Raw genomic sequence first — 19,448 nt, 5'->3', positions numbered from 1 at the left:
CGCTCGCGTGACACAATCGGGCCCTCGGGCAATCGGCGGTTCTCTAAAAGCCAGTAAAGCAGGCAAGCCCTCCGCGCGTTCCATTTTTCCGAGCGTTTTCTCAGAAGGCGCGTACGGGCTACGACATGGAGGGCTAAGTGCACGACTTCGTGATCCCGAGACGTACCGGCCAGGAGGCGGCGATGGCGCCGGAAGTCGTCCAGAAGTCGCTGTCGACCAACGGCTTCGGGCTGTCCCAACGAAAACAAGGGTGGTCAGCGCCCGCGACGTCCGCTTTGGCGTCCTGGGATACGACTTCCTCGGAACCGAACGACCTCGGAGATCGGTCTGGTCGAGATGTTCGGGATTCCGTATTCTCATGGAACTAATACGTCAGTACTTCACCAAATAGGGAATACCAGGGAATGCACGGGCCCTCGACAACCATGATCCCGCCTCGCCTAATCCCAGCGTTGAAACGAATCCGCCTGACGGCCCTCATCACGATCACCTTGGTGAGCCGAGGCGCGTCGGGGGCGGAGCCTGGAGCTCCGGCTCTTCTCGACAATCGACCCCTGCCCGCGTCGCGGTCCGAGGCCGACCTCTCGAAGTTCTACGCCCTGGCCAAGCCCGAGCACGTCATCGCGTATGTCGAGACGGGCGTGCGGATGACCTCTACGGACCGTCGGATCGCGGCGTTCCGAAAGCTCCTCATCCGGGTGGACACGAAGTATCGCGACAGTTCCGCGACCATCGTCCGACTGGCGACCGCCAGTTCCTCGGCGATCCGACTCTCCGGCCAGTCGAGCTCGATCCGAGACTACCTGGACGGGGCGGCGGACTGGCATCCGGCCGGCATTCCCCAGCCTCCGGGAGGTTGGCGGTTCTCCGAGTTCGTCGAGGCCTATGAAGCCGCCCGCATCGATCGGCATGAAGCCCATCTCGTGGCGCTCGACTCGCTCCTCACTGCCGAACGCGAAGTCTACGGGCTCGGCACGGGCGACGCCTCGGCGCGGAAGGCCCTGCTGGAAAAGGCCGGCATCGTCGCGGAGGACGACTTCGGGACCCGGGTCGAGAAGCTCAGGCTGCACGAAGACGCGGTCGCCCGATCGGAAGCCGAGGCCATGAAACAGGCGGAGGCCGCCGCTCTCGCGAAGGCCAACGCCCCGCCCGCCAAACTCCGATCCGATCCGAAGGCCCAGAAGCTCCTCCTGGCCGCCCAACGCTTCAGCACCCAAAAGAAGAATCGAGAAGCCGTCCAGCTCTACGAACAGATCGCCGCGCAGTACCCCGGGACGGAACAGGCCAGGATCGCCGAGAGCCAGCTCGCGTTCCGCAGAGGAGGGCCGTGACGGCCTCCTCTCCCGAACCTCGGTCTGGCTCATGCGGCGTAATTGGTGGCGAGGACCCCGACCTGGATGGTCTGCGGTTCGTCGTCCGTCCCGATCGCCTCAACGGGCTTCGGCGGGCTTGAGCGCCACGTCGGCGATGGTTGCTCGCTCGTAGTCTCGGGTCTGGAGCCGATACTCGCGGATGACGTCGAATCCGAGGCTGCTGAATCTCGCGGCGACCTGGGAGAAATCCTTGACGCCGCTGCCGGACAAGGCATCGTGAGAGTGCTCCTGCCCGTCCTGGTCGACCGCGACGATCCGCACGGCCTTGTCCTGGATGTCGTGAGAGACCGTGATGGTCGTCCCTTTCTTGCCTTCGAGGGCGACTCCGAAGATGTAGCTGGGCCCGAATTTCGATGAGGTCGCGCCGGAACTCCGGCCATCGTCGCTCCCCACGGTCTTCCAGGAACCCGTGGCCGCATTAAACTCGACCGACCCGCTCTTCAACGTCTTGGGGACGCCGATGAGAGCCATGTGAATACCTGGCAACGCCTTGCCATCTTTCTTCGCGGTCGCGTCCAGGAACCCGCCCGCTTCTTTCACGCCCCAGTCGACGTTAGCATCCGCCGGCAGCCCGGACACGCGAACGGCGATCACGCGGTAGACGTAGTCGTCGTCTCCAACACTCAAGTTCTTCGGGGGCGAGTCGCAAAGGGCTTCGTCGAGCGGCGACCCGTCTGGGGTCCACCACGTGTTCGGCCCGGTGGGGTAGCTCGAGACACCAAGGACCTCGATCGTCCTTCCCCCGGGGAGGGTCGCCGACCAGCGACCTTCTTTCGCAGCCGGTCGATTCGTCCCCTTGGCGGGGGCCGATGGCTCTGAGCCCGATTGGGCCAGCACGCCGACCCCGACCGACAGGCCGAGGGCCGTGAGGATCGTTGCGGCGAGGAACGTCCGCCTTCCCGTGGAAATCATCGTCAGGACTCCTTCGGCGATCGCGAGCACCGACGCCGGGACCTCCCCGGACGTCGGGACTTCGCGGGCCAGGACGGACCTGGCCCACTCTCGAACGGAACGGGTCCACCCCGGTGGTACGGCGGCCGAGGTTGGGGCGGGGATGAGCAACGCCCCGAGCATCGAGGCCGAGGCGGAAGCCGTTGGTGCGAGGCCCCGCCGTGTCAGGCGGAGCCGCAACTGCTCACGAGCCCGGGCGAGCCGGCTCCGGATGGTCCCCACGGGGCATCGCAGCCGTTGTGCCGCCTCGGCGTAGCTCCGGCCTTCGAGGTCGCACAGCACGACGGGGACTCGATAATGCTCGGGGAGCCGGTCGACCTCCTCGTGGAGGGCCGCGGCCAACTCCCCCCTCCCCTCCGGATCGTCCGTTGTGCCGAGTAGCTCCAGGGCCTGACGAGTCACGGTCCCTCGCCGTTGGGCGTCCGACCTCGCCCTTGCCGCGGCGCGGGAGGCGACCCGATGCAGCCAGGAGCCGAGCGAGTCCTGGACCCAAAGGGTGTCCCCCTTGCGGAGCAGGACCAGGAACGTCGCCTGGAACGCGTCGAGGGCCTCGTGCTCATCCGTCAGGATCCCCCGGCAGGTGTGGAAGACCATCGGTGCGTGCCGCTCGACGATCGCGTCGAACGCCGACTCGGCCGCCTTCCCCCCGAGCGTCGCGAACCGTTCGAGCAGTTGCCCGTCCGTCAACGTCGCCGTCACACCCAGGCTGAAGAGTGTCTGAAGATGCGGCCGCAACGCCCCTTCCGAGTCTCGTTTCACCGTATCGGTCTCCTGCCCCACCGAAGCCGTTCCCCCAAGAAAGCGCCTCACCGCGGAAAAGTTCCAAAGTTTTTCGCCTTCGTTCGGTCGCTGGTGCTCCATCTCGACCTGAAATGGGGTGAGAGAGGTTAACCCGGGTCGGAGCGAAGCGACGCATCGGAGGTTTGGATCGGGGCATTCCCCGATTGCATGCGGAGGAGATTTCCTAAGGTCATCCCCGCGCAGGCAGCGTAGTAGAAAACCTGCCAAAGGCCTTCGACGCTCCAACCGACTCGACAATTGCGACCCATCTACGGCTGTGCTCTACTACGGAAGTCAGACGTGGGCCGTCTCCGACGAACGCTCGCGTCGGACAGGCCGAAAGCCGGAGTCCTCATGGCGATTGAACTTGGATCCAAGAATGCGATCTTGCGAGTCCTGGCCTGCGTTTTCGTTGGCCTGGCGATGGCCGGGACGACGTATTTCTCCGCCTATCGATCGATGCGGGAGGCTAGCCCCTACGAAGATATGCATGCACGAACCTTTCGGTTGATGATCTGGCTCAAGGAGGCCCTGGACGCATCTCTCAAAGGAGAGGGACGCTACCCCGTAAAGCTCGCGGACCTGAAGGGCGAAATCCCCGGCCACTTCGAGCGAGATTCGGCCGGCCGGTTTCTGGACCCCTGGGAACATCCCTTCGAGTAACAGTCCGACGGCCGGAGTTACACACTCCGTTCGTTCGGGATCGACGGCAAGCCGGGAGGACCGGGATTGGCCAGGGACCTGGATGCTCGGGACATCGTCTCCGAAGGAGGCAGCTACCCGTTTCCTTACCACGTCCGACCGACCCTCTGGCAGTACACCTTCGACCTCGGGCCCGCCGGGCTGACCATGCTCGTCTGTACTTTGGCGGGAGTTTTCGCGGCCTCGGCCTGTTTCGTGACCATGAAGGACCAGACTCTCGGCATCACGGGAGTTGCGGTGAGATTGCTCGGACTGTTGTTCCCTTGTTTCGCGGTCACGATGGTCATCACCGCCCTCCATACCCCGAGTCATCATTGACATGGGGCGCTTCCGATACCTCCGCGACCCCCTGTTCCTCGCCTGCCTGGTGACCTATTTCGCGAATCGTTGGTTGCTGAAGCCGATCGTGCGTGGAGGGTTCTTCCACGACTACCTGAACGACTTGATCTGCATCCCCTTCTGGGTGCCCATCATGCTCTGGGGGCAGCACAAGGTCGGACTCCGCACTTCGAACGGCCCGCCTCAAGCCGCTGAGATCCTACTTCCTCTCTTCGTCTGGTCGTGGTTCTTCGAGATCGTGCTCCCGCCGACCGGACTGGCCGGATCGCGAGCCGTGGCCGACCCTCGCGACATCATGTACTACGCGCTCGGCGCGGCCCTGGCGACTTGCTTCTGGCAGTGGTTTTACGGTCGCCGGCCCGCTGAGCCCCGCGAAAACCATCCTTCGTCCACTCAGGACGATCAGAATTCAATGGATTCAAAAATGTAATCTGTGAGTGATCCGTAGGGTGGGCATCGCCCGCCGAGTCGCTTGGGAGAATTGTTGCCGGGGATCGGCAGGGTGGAGCTCATCCCAGGCTCCTCACACGCCGCCCTCTCAGGCTGTCAGGAGGGTCAACGTCTTGTCGTCGCAACCGGCGAGGACCGTGCGCCGGCCGGAGTGGAAGGCCAGGGCCCGGATTGGAGAGAGGAGATCCTGCAGGACGTCGGTTCGGCCCGTTTCGGTGTCGATACCGAGTAGCAACCCCCGCGGAGAGTTGACGAGGAGCCGCTGTTTGTCGACGAAGAACATCCGAGGTTGATAGTTGAGGTTGCGCCCGTCCACGCGGATTTCGAATCCTCGGAAGATCTCGCGCCGTTCGGAGTCGAGCGTAAATCGCTTCGAGCAGGCGAAGTCACGCTCCGTATCCGAGACGACATCGAACCGGCGTGTTTCGGTCCCGGAGAGCAAATACAGAGGGCCGAGCCGGGATTGGCGCGGCAGTCGGTACGGCTCGCCCGACGAGAGATCGAGTTGCCGGCCGCGGCATTCGTCGGAGAGCAGTACGGCGGCGGCCGAGTTATCCGGATTCACGGCCAATGCGTAGGGCTCCTGGTCGAACTCGAGACTGCGGTCGACGCTGACGAAGCGTCGATTCGCCGGCTCGAACCGGTATGTCTGCAAGGCCGAGCCGAAAGCATAGCCCCACAGGACGTACAGCAAGCCCGGCCCGGCCTGATAGGCCAGCGCGTTCTCCGCGAGCTGCTCCTCGGGGCAAAAGGCTCGATCGCCGACAGGGTCGAAGCCCTCGTCGAGCTCGCGCAGCCGACCCACCTCGCTCCAGGTCGTCGTATCGATGAGGGCCAGCGTTTTCATGTACCTCGGGAGCAGGACGATCCCCGGTGGGATGGAGAGAGGGTCGGTGCCGAGCATGAGGAATTCGTGGTCGTCGAACCTACCCCGGACCGCGCCGGTCTTCGCGTCTATCGCCCGCAAGAGCACGCGGCGACGATCCTCGCCCGAGATGGACCGGTCCTCCGTCCGGTATTCCACCCGGAGCGCGACGAGGATCATCTCGTCGTCGAGGAAGGCCACTCGGATTTCCTTGATAGCCACGGACGTCGCCCAAGGGGGGCGGTCGCTCGATAGCTCCCACGCCTGGCATGGGACCAGTTGTCCTTCCGACACCTTCAGCGGCAACAGTCGGCTTTGCCCCAACGCCACCACGGCGCGATCGCCACTTGGGCTGAGGGCCAGCGAATCGATCTTGTCGGCGAGGCGGATCTGCTGGTGCGCAATCACCGATGAGCCTCCTGTCCCGCTTGGCCCCGGGATTCCCCTCGCATGAGGATGGAGTCAGCCCGTGGTTGCCATCGGTTGGAACGGACGCGGTTGTTCCAACCGATGGCAATCCTGAAACTCCACAAAGCTCAACTCGAGAATCTATGGAGAGACGGAAGTGGCACCCGAGTCGGTGTTCTCACCCTTCCCCAATTTCGCAATATGAGCCACTCCACAGTGTCACCGACCGGCTTCCTGAACCTGGGTTGAAGGTCTGCCCTCGCGGACACCAATCCTTTTTGGTGAGGTGACATTGCGCTACTCGGCACGATATCCTCGCACGTCGTAACGAAGCGCCACCATACCACTCTTGTAGGCTTTGACCTCCACCAAATGGAGCGCGACGTCCCAGTCGAGCCTCCCGAAGAACGGTATCCCATCACCGATCAGGATCGGCAGGACCGAGTAACGCACCTCGTCCGCGAGTCCGAGCCGAAGACATTCTCCGGAGACCGAACCACCTCCAACAAACCAGATGGAACGGAATCTTGGCCGAAGGTCCCAGTTCACGAATCGGGTGAGATCGCCGGAGTAGAACTCCACCCTATCCCGGACTCGAGGCAGTTCCCGACTCGTCAGGACGAAGGTGGGTTTGTCGCCGTACGGCCACCCCAACCCTTGGGCTTCGAACCGGAGCGCGGTCTCGTAGGTGCGCGACCCCATGACATAGCAGTCGATCGTCTTGAGGAACGCCTCGACGAAACCGGGTTCCAGGGTGGCGCCGTCGACGAACTCGTCTTTGGTTTCGAGCCAGTCGACGCCTCCGTCCTTTCGGGCGATGAAGCCGTCCAGGCTCGCCGCCATGTGGATGGTTACGCGTGAATCATTGATTGCCATCGTGCCGTTCGAAGGAGTGAGATAGGGTTGGACCGGGGACTCGCCCGTAGACCTGGAAGATACGCGGGAGACTGATCAGAGAGTTCGGGGCCGACGCGAAGTCGACCAACTCGACGACCAGATTATCCAGTTCGTCATCCGAGGCGAATCCCGCGGCCACCACCGCCTCTCGAATGTGCTCGAGGGTGATCGCGGCGACGAGCGTCCCCTCGCCTTCGGTGAACATCGGCTGGACCAGCCGGACCTGGACATCGACCAAGCCCAAGTTGCGCCAGATCCCGAACAACTTGGGGCCGATCGTGGGGTCGCCGCCATTCGCCCGGGCGACCGACTGGTAGAGCTCCACGTAGCGATCGAAGGCCGAGCAGGACGGATAGCAGAAGTGGCCGGGGAAATCGACGTCCTCGGCCACGACCATCCCGCCCGGCTTGACGGCGCGGGCGATCCGACCAGCGGCCTCCTCGGGCCTGGGCAGATGGCAGAGCAGGAATCGCGTGAACGCGAGGTCGGAGGTGCCCACCTCGTCGAGTTCTTCGAGACCTTGATGACGAAACGTGGCCGGGAGGCCACGACGGGCCGCATCACGGTTGGCCAGTTGGATCAGAAGCTCGTCCCGGTCGATCCCGACGACCCTCCCCGTGGTCCCGACCTCGGCGGCCATCTTCAGGCTCACCAGGCCCCGACCGCACCCGACATCCAGGCAGCTCATGCCCGGGCCGAGCCCCGCCCGGCGCAGGAGCGAACGGGTCGTCGGCCATTTGACGCGGGAGAGCAGGCTCAGTCGTTTCGCGGCATGGACCCCGCCCCGGAGGATGTAATTCGCCATGGGTCAATACGTCCCGCAGCCCGGCGACCGATCATCCCTCGCGGAATGGCCCAACCTCGCTTCGCGCCCGGATCGAAGTTGGGAGAAAGGATTCCCGGAGACGCCAGTGCACCATTTCAGAGTGACGCCGGTCGGACAGAGTAGTGCACAGGGATGTCTCGATCAACGACAAAATGCTGTACAGAAATCATGAAAATCAAAAATATTTGCATTGTTAATTGTGGCGAAGCTGCATCGCCTTGAAAATCGTATCGTGTCACGAGGAATAGTCGTGAAGAGAGCCCTTGATGAAGTTCTGCAAAACCCGTTGGAGACTTATCGCAAAGACACCAAGGCACAAAGCACTCCGGGAGGAGGCTCGAGAGCGATTCACCCTCAAGGAATTCTCCCTTTGTGTCTTGGTGCCTTTGTGGTGAAGAGCTCTCCCGGCGAGAGCTCAGTGGACTTTGGCCAGAGCCACGTTCACCGGGACTTCGACGAACTCGCGTCGGCGGCCGTAGTGGCCGTCGGCGGGTCGGCGAAGACGTTCTCGCGTTCCAGGGGGAGTTGGAAGCCGTCGGAGACGCGAGTCATGTACAGGCCTCGGCAGAGCCACCAGAAGGTGGCCATGGCCTGGGCGCCGCCGAAGTCGTCCTCCAGGGTCTTATAGTCGGACGGCGTCAACTCCCAGGGGGTCTTGGTGAGCTTGCGGGCGAAGGCGTAGGCACGCTGCTCCGCGGGGGAGAAAACCGACCAGTCGTCGCCCGCCAGGCGTCGTGTCCGCTCGGCCACCTCGCCCTTGTCCAGCCCCGCGACCTCCAGGAGCATCTCGCAGTGGCCCATGCAGTAGTTGCATCGGACCGCTCGGGTCTGGACCCAGAACAGGCTCTCCTCGAACACTCGGTCGTGCGCCCCCTCGTCCCACATCGTCCGGGTCGAGATCCCCCAGGGGACGGCCAACTCGGGGACGTAGCCCGAACAGACGAGGTTCCAGAGGATCCGGGTCGGCCGGCTCGCGTAGTCCGCCGGAAGCCCTTTTTGGACATCCTCCCACTTCGGGATCGGCAGGCGGGGGGTCCGCGCCCGCTGGCCCTCGAGGCGGGCCTGGAGCGATTCATAGGAGAGTTGGGACCACTCGGGGTCGCGCTCGACGACGGCTCGGCCCGAGTCGAGGAGCCGGCGGGACATCTCTTCGCGCTCGGGCAGGATCGGCGCCGCCTGGAAGACGCCTGGCGCGAACTTGACGTCGAGCGGTGCGAGCGGCCCGCCCGGCTCGAGCGGCAGGTTCAGGCCGAGCACGACCCGGTCCTGGAAGTTCCCGTATGCCCCGAGGAGCACCATGGAGGCGACCCCCTTGTCGCCGAACCGACTCCGGAGGCTTTCGAAGAGCGCATCGGGGATCGAAGGGGCGTCGACCGTGTGGAGCCTCGCGAAGGTGAGCGGCTCGCGGTCGGGTTCCGGCCATCGCGACGGGTCGCCCGTCAAGGTTTCGACAGCCGCGTCGTCGGCCCCGGTCCGCTTCAGGTCCGCGAGGGCGTACGCTTCCGAGTAGGCGCAATGGTTGGCGTGGGCGATCACCCAACGCATCTTGGCCCGGAGGCCTGGGGCGATCGGGCTCTTGGTCCGCTGCGCCAGGTCGAGTTCCAGCATCGCCGCGGCCGTCCGGGGCAGATGGGTCGAGACCGCCTTGGCCCAGCTCGGGAGTGGCTGACCTTCACCCCGGTCCGCCTTCGGCAACCGCTTCCAGGCGTCCTCGTTGCTCGGCAAGGGGACCGGGCTCCCGCTCGCCGTCGGCCCCGTCGCGGTCGGCTTGGTGTTGTAGTAGTCGAAGAAGACGTTCTCCCGCTCGAGCTTGAGCTGGAACCCGTTGGAGATCCGCGTCATGTAGTGGTGTCGGCAGGCGTTGAGGACCACGAGCATCGCCCGATCCGGGCCGAAGTCCTGCTTCAACTCCTCGATGTCAGCCTTCGAGACGGCCCAGGGGGACTTGGTGAGCTTGCGGGCGAAGGCGAACGCATGCTGTTCCGCCGGGGGGAAGCTCGACCAGTCGTCTCCGGCGAGCAGCCGGCTTCGCTCGGCGATCTCGTCCTTCGAGAGCCCGGCGACCTCCCAGTTCATCTCGCAATGCCCCATGCAGTACGGGCATTTGAGCGCCCTCGTCGTCACCCAGAACAGGGCCTGTCCGAAGACCCGATCGTACCTCGGCCCGGCCTCGGCCCCCGCGGTCCTCATGAAAATCTCGAACGGGATCGCGAGCTCCGGGGCATATCCGAAAACGATCCGGTACCAGACGATGTCGCTCGGCTTCGAGAACAGGCCCTCGGGCAACGCTTCGGCAAACTCCTCCCAGGCGGGGATCCGCAGCCGGGTGGGTTTCTGTCGCTGCGCCTCGAGGCGTTCCTGGAGCGCTTCGTACGAGAGATCCGCCCACTCAGGGTCGCCCTCGACGACTCGCCGTTGCCCTCTGGAGAGGTCCGACGCCTCCCTCGGAGGGGGAGGCATGGTCTTGAGGGCGAGCGCAGGCAGGTCGAACGTGACCTCCGACGGCGGCAATGGTCCCCCCGGCTCGACTTCCGCTCCGAGGCAGATCAACAAGCGGTCCTGGAAGTTCGCATAAGCGAGCAGGAGCACCATCGACGCGGCCTTGCGCTCGCCGAAGTGCCGGACCAACTCCGCGAACGCCTCGTCCTCGATGGAGTCGGACTCGAGTGTCATCCTCCTGGCGAACCGGAGCGCATCGCGGTCGGGCAAGGACCACCCCGCCGCGTCTTCGCCCTCGAGGCTCGCAATCCAGGAGGCGTCGAGACCGGCTCGTCGTGCGTCGGCCTCGGCGTAGGCTTTGGCATAATCGCAACGGTTCGCGTCCGCCGCAATCCAACGCATGGCCGCCCGGAGCCTGGGGTCGAGCGGGCTGACGGTCCGCTGGGCGTTATCCAACGCGTACAGTGTGGCCGCGCTCTTGGGCAACTCGCCGGCTAGCATCCGGACCCAGACGGGCAACGGCTCGCGGTCGCCACCTTTGCGTAGAGCCCCCGGCATCCGGTCCCACGCCTCGTCATCAGGGAGCGGCGAGGACAGGCCGCCAAGCCGAATCGGCACGGCTGTCGCCAGCACGGGAAGGAGTGCGACGAGGAACAGGGCGAAGATCATCCCGTCGAGATGAAGCATCGTTGCGAGCCTCCGGCGAGTGGCCGCGACCGTCGCGCGAACGCCCCGATCGGACGCCCCTCCACGGCCGAGCCTCGTGGGTTAGGATCGCCGATTCGAAGGCCCGAGACAATGCTCCGGGGTCAGTCTGTTCCTCGTCGTGAGGATCGTAGAAGTTACCATGTGATTGTGGAAGCGAGCGGGAGATGTCCCCTGCCTCGGCTGCAATTCGGGGCGAGGCGGGGTAAACTGGTCGAGAGTCGCCGGTCGCGTTCGCAAGCACCGGGACGGAGGACTCCGACCGATGTCGATGGAAGTGCACAGCGAATACAACCAGGGCCAGCTCGACGAGGGCCAGCTCGACCCGGATCCGATCCGGCAGTTCCAGGTCTGGTACGATCACGCGTTGGCCGCGAAGGTTGTCGAGCCGAACGCGATGACCCTGGCGAGTGCCTCGGCGGAGGGCCGGCCCTCCGCCCGGATCGTGCTCCTCCGGGGGTTCGACTCTAGCGGCTTCCGCTTCTACACCAACTACGAAAGCCGCAAGGGCGAGGAGTTGGAGGCGAACGCATTCGCGGCCCTGGCCCTCTTCTGGCCGACCCTGGAGCGTCAGGTCCGGATCGAAGGGAGGGTCGAGCGGGTCTCGCCGGATGATTCGGACGCGTATTTCCGGGGCCGGCCGAGGGAGTCTCAAATCGGGGCCTGGGCGTCCCACCAGAGCGCGGTAGTCGCCGACCGCGCGGTACTCGAGGCCCAGATCGAGGAGACCGAGGCGCGGTTTCCCGAGGGCGACGTCCCCCGGCCGCCGAATTGGGGCGGTTATCGGGTCGTCCCCGACCGGATCGAGTTCTGGCAAGGCCGGCCCGGCCGGCTCCACGACCGGCTCCGTTATGTCCGGCCCGACGGCGAAGGGTGGTCGATCGAGCGTCTTTCGCCCTGACCTGGCGCCGTCATCTTCCGGGTCGATCCTGCGTCAACCGGCCTGCTGGAGCCGGCACTCGACCCTGTGGGCGTTGATGTCGAGCCGTTCGAGGAGCTCGAGGATTTTCCAGACCTGGTCGCAAGGGAGGTGATGCTCGTGCGACCAGCAGAGGATATCCAGGTTCTCGCCCCCGACCTTGATCCGCTGGAAGATCTCGAGTTCCAGCGTCGACGAACCCGACTGCCCCGTCTCGATGATGCCGAAGTCCCCGTGGTCGAGCTCGTTCCAGTAGACCCGACCTTCCAGGTGTTCGACCCAGCACTGGCGGACGAATCGCGGCCAGTGGTGCCGGAACCACGAGCGCATCGCCCGGTCGCCGAGGTCGCAACCGGCCTTCTCGCTCTCGATCCACTTGTGGCTCTGCGCCTCGAACATCCCGGCGTCGTGCAGGCTCTTGCGGAGCGAGGGTGCCGGGATCACATTCGATGCCTGTATGGTCGAGGAGCCGGTGTGGGCATGCATGTGACGATCCTTCACCAGAAGTAGTGGCTCTCTGAGGCTTTCGGACGTCTTCCCTCGAAGAGGATTCGTTGCGGCGACCGCGACATCGCCCACGGCTCTCGCGGCTTATCGCCTCGAACTTCTGCCCGTGACCGGGATCGTGATCAACTCGGGTCGTCGTCGTCTTCCGACGCCCGGGCCCGGCCGCGAGGGATCCTCCGAGGGTTGCGTGTGGCTGGTTTCCCGATGCCCACTCGACCCCCGCACGACCAACTCGAATAACTTCAGCAAGTTCCAGGCCAGCATCAACATCTTCATGGCTCCCTTCTCGCAAGACCTTCTCATACGAGGCGAGTGCGGTCGAGGTTCACGCAATCCTGGGCGGGCCCCCGGATTTGTGGGCGACCTTTTTCCCGGCGGGGGCCAAAGACGGCAGGCTGGGAGGCGGGCCTGGAGGGTCTAGACGGACATCGGGACCAAGGCGTCGCCGGCGTACCGGCCGACTTGGTATTCCTTTTGCTCAACTTCGCAAATGAATGCAAATTAGCCCCTCACTGAAGATAGAGACGGGCAAGGGGGGCCAATAGTGACTCTTCGGCACGGGCGTTGACGATGGATTTCATGAAACTGGAAGAAGCTCCTCAAACATCGAGCGAGGGCTGGCGAGGGAAACTCGGGGCCGTTCCCGAGTCGGCGGGTGTCCGATTTCGCGTTTGGGCCCCGAGGGCGCATTCGGTGGAACTCGTACTCGAGTCGCCCGAAGGGCGCCCCGAGAGCCTGCCTTTAGGCAAGGCGGACGACGGACTCTTCGACGGCACATTCCCCGAGGTTCGGGTCGGCGACCGTTATCGTTATCGCGTCGACGACAATGGCCCCTTCCCCGACCCCGCGTCTCGGTTCCAGCCGGAAGGGGTCCACGGCCCCTCCGAAGTCGTCGACCCTGGCACGTTCCGGTGGTCCGACCACGGCTGGAAGGGAATCGGCCCCGACGAGCTGGTCGTGTACGAGCTCCACGTCGGGACCTTTACGAAGGAAGGGACCTTCCTCGCGGCCATCGACCGCTTGCCCGCGCTCCGTGACCTCGGGGTGACCGCCGTCGAGTTGATGCCCGTGGCCGATTTCTCCGGGGTGAGGAGCTGGGGATACGACGGGGTCGACCTCTTCGCCCCTTCACGCTGCTACGGCCGGCCGGAGGACCTCCGGCGCCTCGTCGACGAGGCCCATCGCCTCGGCCTCGCGGTCTTGCTCGACGTGGTCTACAACCACTTCGGCCCGGTCGGCAACTACACGGGGGCGTTCAGCCCCAACTACCTCTCGACGACCCATCAGAACGCGTGGGGATCGTCGGTCAACCTCGACGGCGACGGGTCGTCGATGGTCCGGGAGTTCTTCGTCGAGAACGCCCTCCACTGGGTCCACGAGTATCACATCGACGGGCTCCGTCTCGACGCGACGCACGCCCTCGTCGACGACGGCCCGCAGCACTTCGTCGCCGAGCTGACGGAACGCGTCAGGAGCTCGTCTCCCGATCGCCGGATCCTGGTCATCGCCGAGGACCACCGGAATCTCGCGACGATGGTCCGGCCGAGCTGGGCTGGGGGCTGGGACCTCGACGGTGTCTGGGCCGACGACTTCCACCACCAGGTCCGTCGCCTCCTGGCCGGCGACAATGAAGGGTACTATCGCGACTACACGGGGACGATCCCCGACCTGGTCGACACGATCAACCTCGGCTGGTTCTACTGCGGCGAGCATTCCGTCCACCTCGATGAGCCGAGGGGGACCGACCCGGTCCAGGTCCCTCCTCGACGATTCGTGACCTGCCTCCAGAACCACGACCAGATCGGTAACCGGGCCTTCGGCGAGCGGCTCCACCACCAGGTCGACCAGGCGGCCTATCGCGCCGCCTCCGCCCTCCTGCTCGTCTCGCCCGCCACGCCGATGCTCTTCATGGGCCAGGAATGGGCCGCAACCTCTCCCTTCCTCTTCTTCACCGACCACGACGAGGACCTCGGCAAGCTCGTGACGGAAGGGCGTCGTCGCGAGTTCCGCCACTTCATGGCGTTCATCGATCCCGAGGCTCGCGAGCGGATCCCCGACCCCCAGTCCCCTTCGACGTTCGAGCGAAGCCGTCTCGATTGGTCGGAGGTCGAGCGCGAGCCCCATGCCTCGACGCTTCGACTGTACAAGGCCCTGCTCAAGCTCCGGCGGAATGAGCCGGCGCTCCGCTCCGATCGCAGGGAGAATTTCAAGGCGCTCCCTCTCGACGACGGGACACTCCTCCTCCTCCGGGCGGACGACCGCGGCGGGAACTTGATCCTCATCGCTCGCCTTCGGGGCGCCGGGGTCGTCGACCTCCAAGGGAACCCCGACCTCCACTTCCTCAAGGGGAGGCCGTGGGAGGTCGTGCTGACGACCGAAGATCCCGCTTTCGTCGCCGATCCTCACGTCCCGACCATCGAGCGGGATCGGGAGATGCCGCGCATCCGGTTCGACCGGGCTTCGGCCATCATCGTCCGTGTCGACTCCTACGATTCCGAGGGATGATCTATCGGGGGGCTCCAGTCCGCGGTCGCTCCACCGCGTCGTCCGTTGCCATGCGTCCGACCCGATCGGTAGGCAAGCACGCTACGCTCGATAGAACCCGACGGTCACCCGCGATTGGGGGTTCAATCGAGCGATTCGAGGTCCGCTCACGCGTCGACATTGAGTTGCAGTCAGGATCTCCCTGCGACTCGAAGGATCGAACCATGCGGATCGTGCGGGTACCACTCGCGGCGGCCTTGGCGGGGTGCCTGTTGCCGGCCTTCTCGCGGCCGGCCTCGGCGGACTGGTTCTTTGGGAAGCGTGATCAGGCGTCCCGACCCTCGGACGCCAGCGAGCCAGGCGAGTCGACTTCGTTCGACTCTCAGCTCGAACGACGACCGCGCGACGTGGAGGCCCGGATCCGTCGAGGGAACCTCCACCTCCGCCAAAACCATCCCGACCTGGCGATCGCCGACTTCGACGTCGCCATCCGCTACGCTCCCTGGTCGATGTCCGCCTTCGTCGACCGAGGGATCGCCCGCGTCATGCTCGGGATGTACCAGGAGGCCGAGGCCGACTTCCGCCGGGCGACTCGTCTTCATGCCATCTCGCTCTCGAGAGACGCCGCCACGCTCGCCATGGCGCATTGCGGCCTCGGCCAGGTGGCATTCCGCTCGGGACAGAATGAAGACGCGCTCCGCGAATATGGCGAGGCGATCCGTCTCAACCCCTCCGACCCTTCGGGCTACCTCGGTCGTGGCGAGACACTCGCCGCGTCGAAGCGGCTGGAGCTGGCGATCGCGGACTACACCCAGGCGATCCAACTCCTCCCCAGCATGGCCCGAGCGTACACCTTCCGGGGCGATGCCCTGAGCCTTCTCGGTCGCGATGACGAGGCGCTGGCCGACTTCGACGCCGCGATCCGGCTCGACCCGAACGACGAGCGGGCCCACAGCTTCCGAGGGTCGCTCCTTGCCAAGCGCGGGGAGAACGACCGCGCCCTCGAGGACTTCGACGAGGTCATCCGCATCGACCCTCGCCGGGCCGCGGCCTATAAGGACCGGGGTGGGGTCCTCGTGCGACTCCGCCGATATGAACAGGCGATCAAGGATCTCGACGAGTCGATCCGCCTCGACCCCCGACGCGCCACCGCCTACCTGAACCGAGGGGCCGCCTACAACAACCTCGCCCAGTACGAGCGGGCCCTCGACGACCTGAACGAGGCGGTCCGTCTCGCTCCCGACAACGCGGGCGCCCGCACGAATCAAGGTCTCGCGCTCTTCGCCCTCGGGAAGTACGACCGCGCGATCGCGAGCCTGAGCGAGGCGGCTCGCCTCGACCCGAAGAACGCCTCGATCTTCCTGAACCGCGCCGGGGCTTATGCGCGGCTCGGCCTCGCCGACCGGGCGATCGAGGACTACGACGAGTCGATCCGCCTCGACCCGAACGCCGTGATGGCCCACATCGGCCTGGGCAACGCCCACGAAGCCCTCGGCCGTCGCGACCGGGCGATCCGCGAATACGACATGGCGATTCGTCTCAGTCCGTCAAATCCGAGCGTCTACGTGAATCGAGGAAACGTCCGGCGAGCGGATGGCGACTGGTCCGGGGCCATCGAGGACTACACCAGGGCCGTCGGGCTGAATCCGAGGTCCTCCGAAGCCTACGTGCTCCGGGGCTGGTCTCGCTTCTCGGCCGGCGTCGACGGATCCGACGAAGATGCGCGGGCGTATTTGACTCTCCAGGAGCATCCCGACGCCTCGACACCGTACATGGCCATCCTCGGGGCCTTGGCCTCGCGTCGGGCCGGTCGCGAGGAGCGGGCACGAGGGTTCGTGGATGAGGCCCTGGCGAAGATCAATCCGGGCGAGTGGCCCGGCCCGATCCTCCGCTATCTCCGCCGCGAGATCTCCCCCCAGATGCTCCTCGACTCCGCCTACGACGATACCAAGAAGACCGAGGCCCACGCATTCCTCGGCGTCGACCAGTGTCTTGCCGGGGACATCCTCGCCGGCTCCGAGAACCTACGCTGGGTCTGCGACAAGGGAGTCGCCGGCACCTCGGCGGCCGACCTCGCCCGGAACCTGCTCACTCGGATTGACGGTCCCCGCGCCGAGACCGCGCGTCGCTGACCGAGCGGGTGGAGCCATTGTTGCGCGGACCTTGCTCTGCTCGCGGCGAGTGAGCCCAACGTGAGCATGGGGCGTGCAAGTGGCAGGTGTCGGGCGGCCTCCCCTTCCCTCGATTTCGAGATGATCCCGATGCGCTACCTCGCCCTGGCGTCCGACTATGACGGGACCCTGGCGAATCAGGGGCAGATCGATGACTCGACCATCGACGCGTTGGAACGGCTCCGAGGGTCGGGCCGGAGGATCCTCCTCGTCACCGGCCGGGAACTGGACGAGCTGCGCGAGGTTTGCCCGCGAATCGACCTCTTCGACCGCGTGGTGGCCGAGAACGGGGCGATTCTCTATCGGCCCGAGACTCGAGAGGAGTTGGTCCTCGGCGAGCCTCCTCCCGACGCCTTCGTCGAAACCCTTCGGGCTCGAGGCGTCGAACGGATCTCCGTCGGCCGGGTGATCGTCGCGACCTGGGTGCCCCACCAGGACACCGTGCTCGAGGCAATCCGCGACCTCGGCCTGGAGCTCCAGGTCATCCTCAACAAGCGGGCCGTCATGATCCTCCCGACGGGGGTGAATAAGGCGACGGGCCTCTCCGTCGCCCTGGAGGAGCTTGGACTTTCACCCCACGACACGGTCGGCGTCGGTGACGCGGAGAACGACCAAGACTTCCTCGCACTCTGCGGGTGCTCGGTCGCCGTCGCCAACGCACTCCCCAGCCTCAAGGCTCGTGCGGATCTCGTCACGGCCGCCAGCCACGGGGCTGGCGTCATGGAACTGATCCGGGAACTCCTCTCCCCCTCCGAGTTGCGCGAGTGGATCCATGAAGGTGTCGAATCGCGAGGCACGCTACCAAGCGAGCGACCTTCGGGGGAGGATTCTCCCGAAGGTCGATGATTCGCACCGGAGTTGGGGACCGGGTTGGGTTTCCCGGAGACTCCCCGATCAACTGAAGGCCGGGACCTGCGCCCGGCCGAGCAGCGAGCGGCCTTGCATCGAGGTCGGCACGTCGTAGCCACCGAGCTCGAGCAACGTCGGGGCGATGTCGAGTAAGTGGGCGCCTCGGATCTCGCCACGGATCGAGTTGTTCGACGAGCTCAGGACGAAGGAACCGTGCTGCGCATGGTTGCAGTCGTCCGGACCGGTGTCGTTCTCGAGGACGTGGATCGTCGGGTAGCCGACGCCGCCGATCGAGCGCCAGGAGAGCCCGCCGAAATGGACGATGAGGTCCGGGGCGACGTTTCGGACGTTCCGGTAGACCTCCTCGGGCTTGAAGACGAGCGTACCGAGCGCCTTCCCTTCGGCGTCGGTCGTCGCCTCGAACTTGGCCCGGATCTCGTCCCGGAATCGTTCGTAGTCCGCGGGGTCGATCGTCCCCCGGGGCTCGCGACCCTTCACATTGAAGAAGACGCGTGCGTAGTATCCGCCTTCGCTCCAGACCTTCGTCTTGTCCCAGTTCACGTCGAGCTTCCCGAAGGGCGTGACCTTCTCGGGATAGTGATTCAGGACGAGCAGGCCCTCGCGGATCAGCCACTCGTTGACGCAGAAGCCGCCGTCGAGCCGTCGGGCGCCGTGGTCGGAGACGACGAGCGTCACGGTATCCTCGGTCAAGAGGTCGAGGACCGTGCCAATCTCGTCGTCGAGGTGGCGGTAGTAGTCGCGGATCGTGTTCTGGTAGGGGCTATTGGGCTCGTGCAGGACGTGCTCGGGGTCGTGGTATTTCCAGAACCCGTGCTGCATCCGGTCGAGGCCGATCTCGACGAACTGGAAGTAGTCCCACTCCGTGCGGGTCAGAAGGTGGCGAACGACCGTGAACTGCTTCCGGCTCATGTCGAAGACGGTGTCTTTGAGCCAGCCCTTGTTATCCGTGCGGAACCCTTTGACGTCGACCGGATACTCGCCGACGAGTCGGTCGATGTCGCGAGCAACTTCGGGGGGATAAGTGTACGTATCTTTCTTCGTGTCCGGAGTCAGGAAACAGCCGACCGAGATCCCGTTCAATTGTCGCGGCGGATATCCCGGAGGGACGCCGACGACGACCGACCGATTACCTTCCTTGGCGACCTGGTCCCAGATCGCGGTGGCCGAGATCGACCGCCCGTTGACGATCCCGAGCCCCTCATACGAGTGGTCGATCCGGTTCCGGAACCCATAAACGCCGAGCGACCCGGGGTCCTGGCTGGTCGCCATGCACATCCACGCCGGGACCGTGATTGGCGGGATCACGCTCTCGAGCCGGCCGTAACAGCCGTTCTGCATCAACCTTCGAAGATTGACGAGCCTCTCGTCCACCAACAGGATTTCCGGCGTGGCGCAATCGAGCCCGATGACGAGGATCTTCATAACGGCGACGACCTCCCTTCCCTGGTGGGTCCTGCTCCCTCGCGCGAGAGCCTACCCGATCAGTCGCAAACCGTCATCCTGAAAGCGCCAGCCGAATCAAATCAAAGGCTTCTCACCACGGCACCAAAAGACCAAGAAAGAAATGTTCATTCTTTTGACTTCCTTTGTGCCTTTGTGGTGAATACCCTCCCCGAATTCCCACCGCGCGCGGAGAAACACCCCCGTGACTCGGATGAGTCACGGGGGTGTTCGTGGAAGATTCCGGCGATAACCGACTTTCGCGCCAAAGGCACTATCATGGGCCTGGCGGGCTTAACGGCCGTGTTCGGGATGGGAACGG

The 19,448-nt window shown here is 65.1% G+C and carries 15 protein-coding genes; 8 read left to right on the top strand and 7 right to left on the bottom strand.

Annotated features, from left to right (window positions below; all coding sequences use genetic code 11):
* The first annotated feature begins 404 nt into the window (after positions 1–404).
* Positions 405–1,331 (top strand): tol-pal system YbgF family protein, encoded by a 927-nt coding sequence (locus ACYOEI_RS40065; RefSeq protein WP_462856241.1) that lies wholly within the window; start codon positions 405–407, stop codon positions 1,329–1,331.
* Positions 1,332–1,430: 99 nt separating this feature from the next.
* Here the strand turns inward: ACYOEI_RS40065 and ACYOEI_RS40060 are convergent, their stop codons facing one another.
* The gene (locus ACYOEI_RS40060; RefSeq protein ID WP_462856239.1) at positions 1,431–3,083 is read right to left on the bottom strand and encodes an RNA polymerase sigma factor; all 1,653 of its coding nucleotides are present in this window, start codon (positions 3,081–3,083) and stop codon (positions 1,431–1,433) included.
* 375 nt (positions 3,084–3,458) lie between these two features.
* On the opposite strand from ACYOEI_RS40060, the gene ACYOEI_RS40055 reads away from it, so the two are divergent.
* The 3 genes from ACYOEI_RS40055 to ACYOEI_RS40045 all read left to right on the top strand — a co-directional run bounded on the left by ACYOEI_RS40055 (position 3,459) and on the right by ACYOEI_RS40045 (position 4,575).
* The gene (locus tag ACYOEI_RS40055; RefSeq protein WP_462856238.1) at positions 3,459–3,767 is read left to right on the top strand and encodes a hypothetical protein; all 309 of its coding nucleotides are present in this window, start codon (positions 3,459–3,461) and stop codon (positions 3,765–3,767) included.
* A 66-nt stretch (positions 3,768–3,833) separates the two neighbouring features.
* Complete coding sequence (locus ACYOEI_RS40050) at positions 3,834–4,124, top strand: hypothetical protein (protein ID WP_462856237.1); 291 nt, start codon at positions 3,834–3,836, stop codon at positions 4,122–4,124.
* A 1-nt stretch (position 4,125) separates the two neighbouring features.
* The gene (locus tag ACYOEI_RS40045) at positions 4,126–4,575 is read left to right on the top strand and encodes a hypothetical protein (RefSeq protein ID WP_462856236.1); all 450 of its coding nucleotides are present in this window, start codon (positions 4,126–4,128) and stop codon (positions 4,573–4,575) included.
* Positions 4,576–4,683: 108 nt separating this feature from the next.
* On the opposite strand, the gene ACYOEI_RS40040 is transcribed toward ACYOEI_RS40045, so the two are convergent.
* The 4 genes from ACYOEI_RS40040 to ACYOEI_RS40025 all read right to left on the bottom strand — a co-directional run bounded on the left by ACYOEI_RS40040 (position 4,684) and on the right by ACYOEI_RS40025 (position 10,717).
* Positions 4,684–5,868: a hypothetical protein gene (locus ACYOEI_RS40040; RefSeq protein ID WP_462856235.1), complete on the bottom strand. Its 1,185-nt coding sequence runs from the start codon at positions 5,866–5,868 to the stop codon at positions 4,684–4,686.
* Positions 5,869–6,165: 297 nt separating this feature from the next.
* On the bottom strand, positions 6,166–6,744 hold the full coding sequence (locus tag ACYOEI_RS40035) for a dihydrofolate reductase family protein (RefSeq protein WP_462856233.1): 579 nt from the start codon (positions 6,742–6,744) through the stop codon (positions 6,166–6,168).
* Entirely contained in the window at positions 6,731–7,570 is an 840-nt protein-coding gene (locus ACYOEI_RS40030; protein WP_462856231.1) for a class I SAM-dependent methyltransferase, read from the bottom strand. Before ACYOEI_RS40030 ends, ACYOEI_RS40035 begins: the two co-directional genes overlap by 14 nt.
* A gap of 462 nt (positions 7,571–8,032) precedes the next feature.
* Positions 8,033–10,717 carry a carboxymuconolactone decarboxylase family protein gene (locus ACYOEI_RS40025; protein WP_462856230.1) on the bottom strand — a complete coding sequence of 895 codons (2,685 nt, stop codon included), beginning with the start codon at positions 10,715–10,717 and terminating at the stop codon, positions 8,033–8,035.
* 283 nt (positions 10,718–11,000) lie between these two features.
* On the opposite strand from ACYOEI_RS40025, the gene pdxH reads away from it, so the two are divergent.
* Positions 11,001–11,636, top strand: coding sequence for a pyridoxamine 5'-phosphate oxidase (pdxH, locus tag ACYOEI_RS40020; RefSeq protein WP_462856229.1), 636 nt, complete (start codon positions 11,001–11,003; stop codon positions 11,634–11,636).
* Positions 11,637–11,669: 33 nt separating this feature from the next.
* On the opposite strand, the gene ACYOEI_RS40015 is transcribed toward pdxH, so the two are convergent.
* On the bottom strand, positions 11,670–12,140 hold the full coding sequence (locus tag ACYOEI_RS40015) for a hypothetical protein (protein WP_462856228.1): 471 nt from the start codon (positions 12,138–12,140) through the stop codon (positions 11,670–11,672).
* A gap of 591 nt (positions 12,141–12,731) precedes the next feature.
* On the opposite strand from ACYOEI_RS40015, the gene treZ reads away from it, so the two are divergent.
* From treZ to ACYOEI_RS40000, 3 genes are all read left to right on the top strand, one after another.
* Positions 12,732–14,666: a malto-oligosyltrehalose trehalohydrolase gene (gene treZ / locus ACYOEI_RS40010; protein ID WP_462856227.1), complete on the top strand. Its 1,935-nt coding sequence runs from the start codon at positions 12,732–12,734 to the stop codon at positions 14,664–14,666.
* 203 nt (positions 14,667–14,869) lie between these two features.
* Positions 14,870–16,777, top strand: a complete 1,908-nt coding sequence (locus ACYOEI_RS40005; RefSeq protein WP_462856226.1) for a tetratricopeptide repeat protein — start codon at positions 14,870–14,872, stop codon at positions 16,775–16,777.
* Between the two features lie 120 nt (positions 16,778–16,897).
* Positions 16,898–17,662 (top strand): HAD family hydrolase, encoded by a 765-nt coding sequence (locus ACYOEI_RS40000; protein WP_462856225.1) that lies wholly within the window; start codon positions 16,898–16,900, stop codon positions 17,660–17,662.
* A 48-nt stretch (positions 17,663–17,710) separates the two neighbouring features.
* On the opposite strand, the gene ACYOEI_RS39995 is transcribed toward ACYOEI_RS40000, so the two are convergent.
* Positions 17,711–19,108, bottom strand: coding sequence for an alkaline phosphatase family protein (locus ACYOEI_RS39995; protein WP_462856223.1), 1,398 nt, complete (start codon positions 19,106–19,108; stop codon positions 17,711–17,713).
* Between the last annotated feature and the right edge of the window lie 340 nt (positions 19,109–19,448).

Source organism: Singulisphaera rosea, from assembly GCF_054877945.1.
This window is presented reverse-complemented; position numbering and strand designations above follow the sequence as displayed.

Coding starts and splice junctions, on each gene's coding strand:
- ACYOEI_RS39995 (WP_462856223.1), bottom strand. CDS start 19,108: ATGAAGATCCTCGTCATCGGGCTCGATTGCGCCACGCCGGAAATCCTG.
- ACYOEI_RS40030 (WP_462856231.1), bottom strand. CDS start 7,570: ATGGCGAATTACATCCTCCGGGGCGGGGTCCATGCCGCGAAACGACTG.
- ACYOEI_RS40015 (WP_462856228.1), bottom strand. CDS start 12,140: ATGCATGCCCACACCGGCTCCTCGACCATACAGGCATCGAATGTGATC.
- treZ (WP_462856227.1), top strand. CDS start 12,732: ATGGATTTCATGAAACTGGAAGAAGCTCCTCAAACATCGAGCGAGGGC.
- ACYOEI_RS40035 (WP_462856233.1), bottom strand. CDS start 6,744: ATGGCAATCAATGATTCACGCGTAACCATCCACATGGCGGCGAGCCTG.
- ACYOEI_RS40065 (WP_462856241.1), top strand. CDS start 405: ATGCACGGGCCCTCGACAACCATGATCCCGCCTCGCCTAATCCCAGCG.
- ACYOEI_RS40045 (WP_462856236.1), top strand. CDS start 4,126: ATGGGGCGCTTCCGATACCTCCGCGACCCCCTGTTCCTCGCCTGCCTG.
- ACYOEI_RS40000 (WP_462856225.1), top strand. CDS start 16,898: ATGATCCCGATGCGCTACCTCGCCCTGGCGTCCGACTATGACGGGACC.
- ACYOEI_RS40005 (WP_462856226.1), top strand. CDS start 14,870: ATGCGGATCGTGCGGGTACCACTCGCGGCGGCCTTGGCGGGGTGCCTG.
- ACYOEI_RS40055 (WP_462856238.1), top strand. CDS start 3,459: ATGGCGATTGAACTTGGATCCAAGAATGCGATCTTGCGAGTCCTGGCC.
- pdxH (WP_462856229.1), top strand. CDS start 11,001: ATGTCGATGGAAGTGCACAGCGAATACAACCAGGGCCAGCTCGACGAG.
- ACYOEI_RS40025 (WP_462856230.1), bottom strand. CDS start 10,717: ATGCTTCATCTCGACGGGATGATCTTCGCCCTGTTCCTCGTCGCACTC.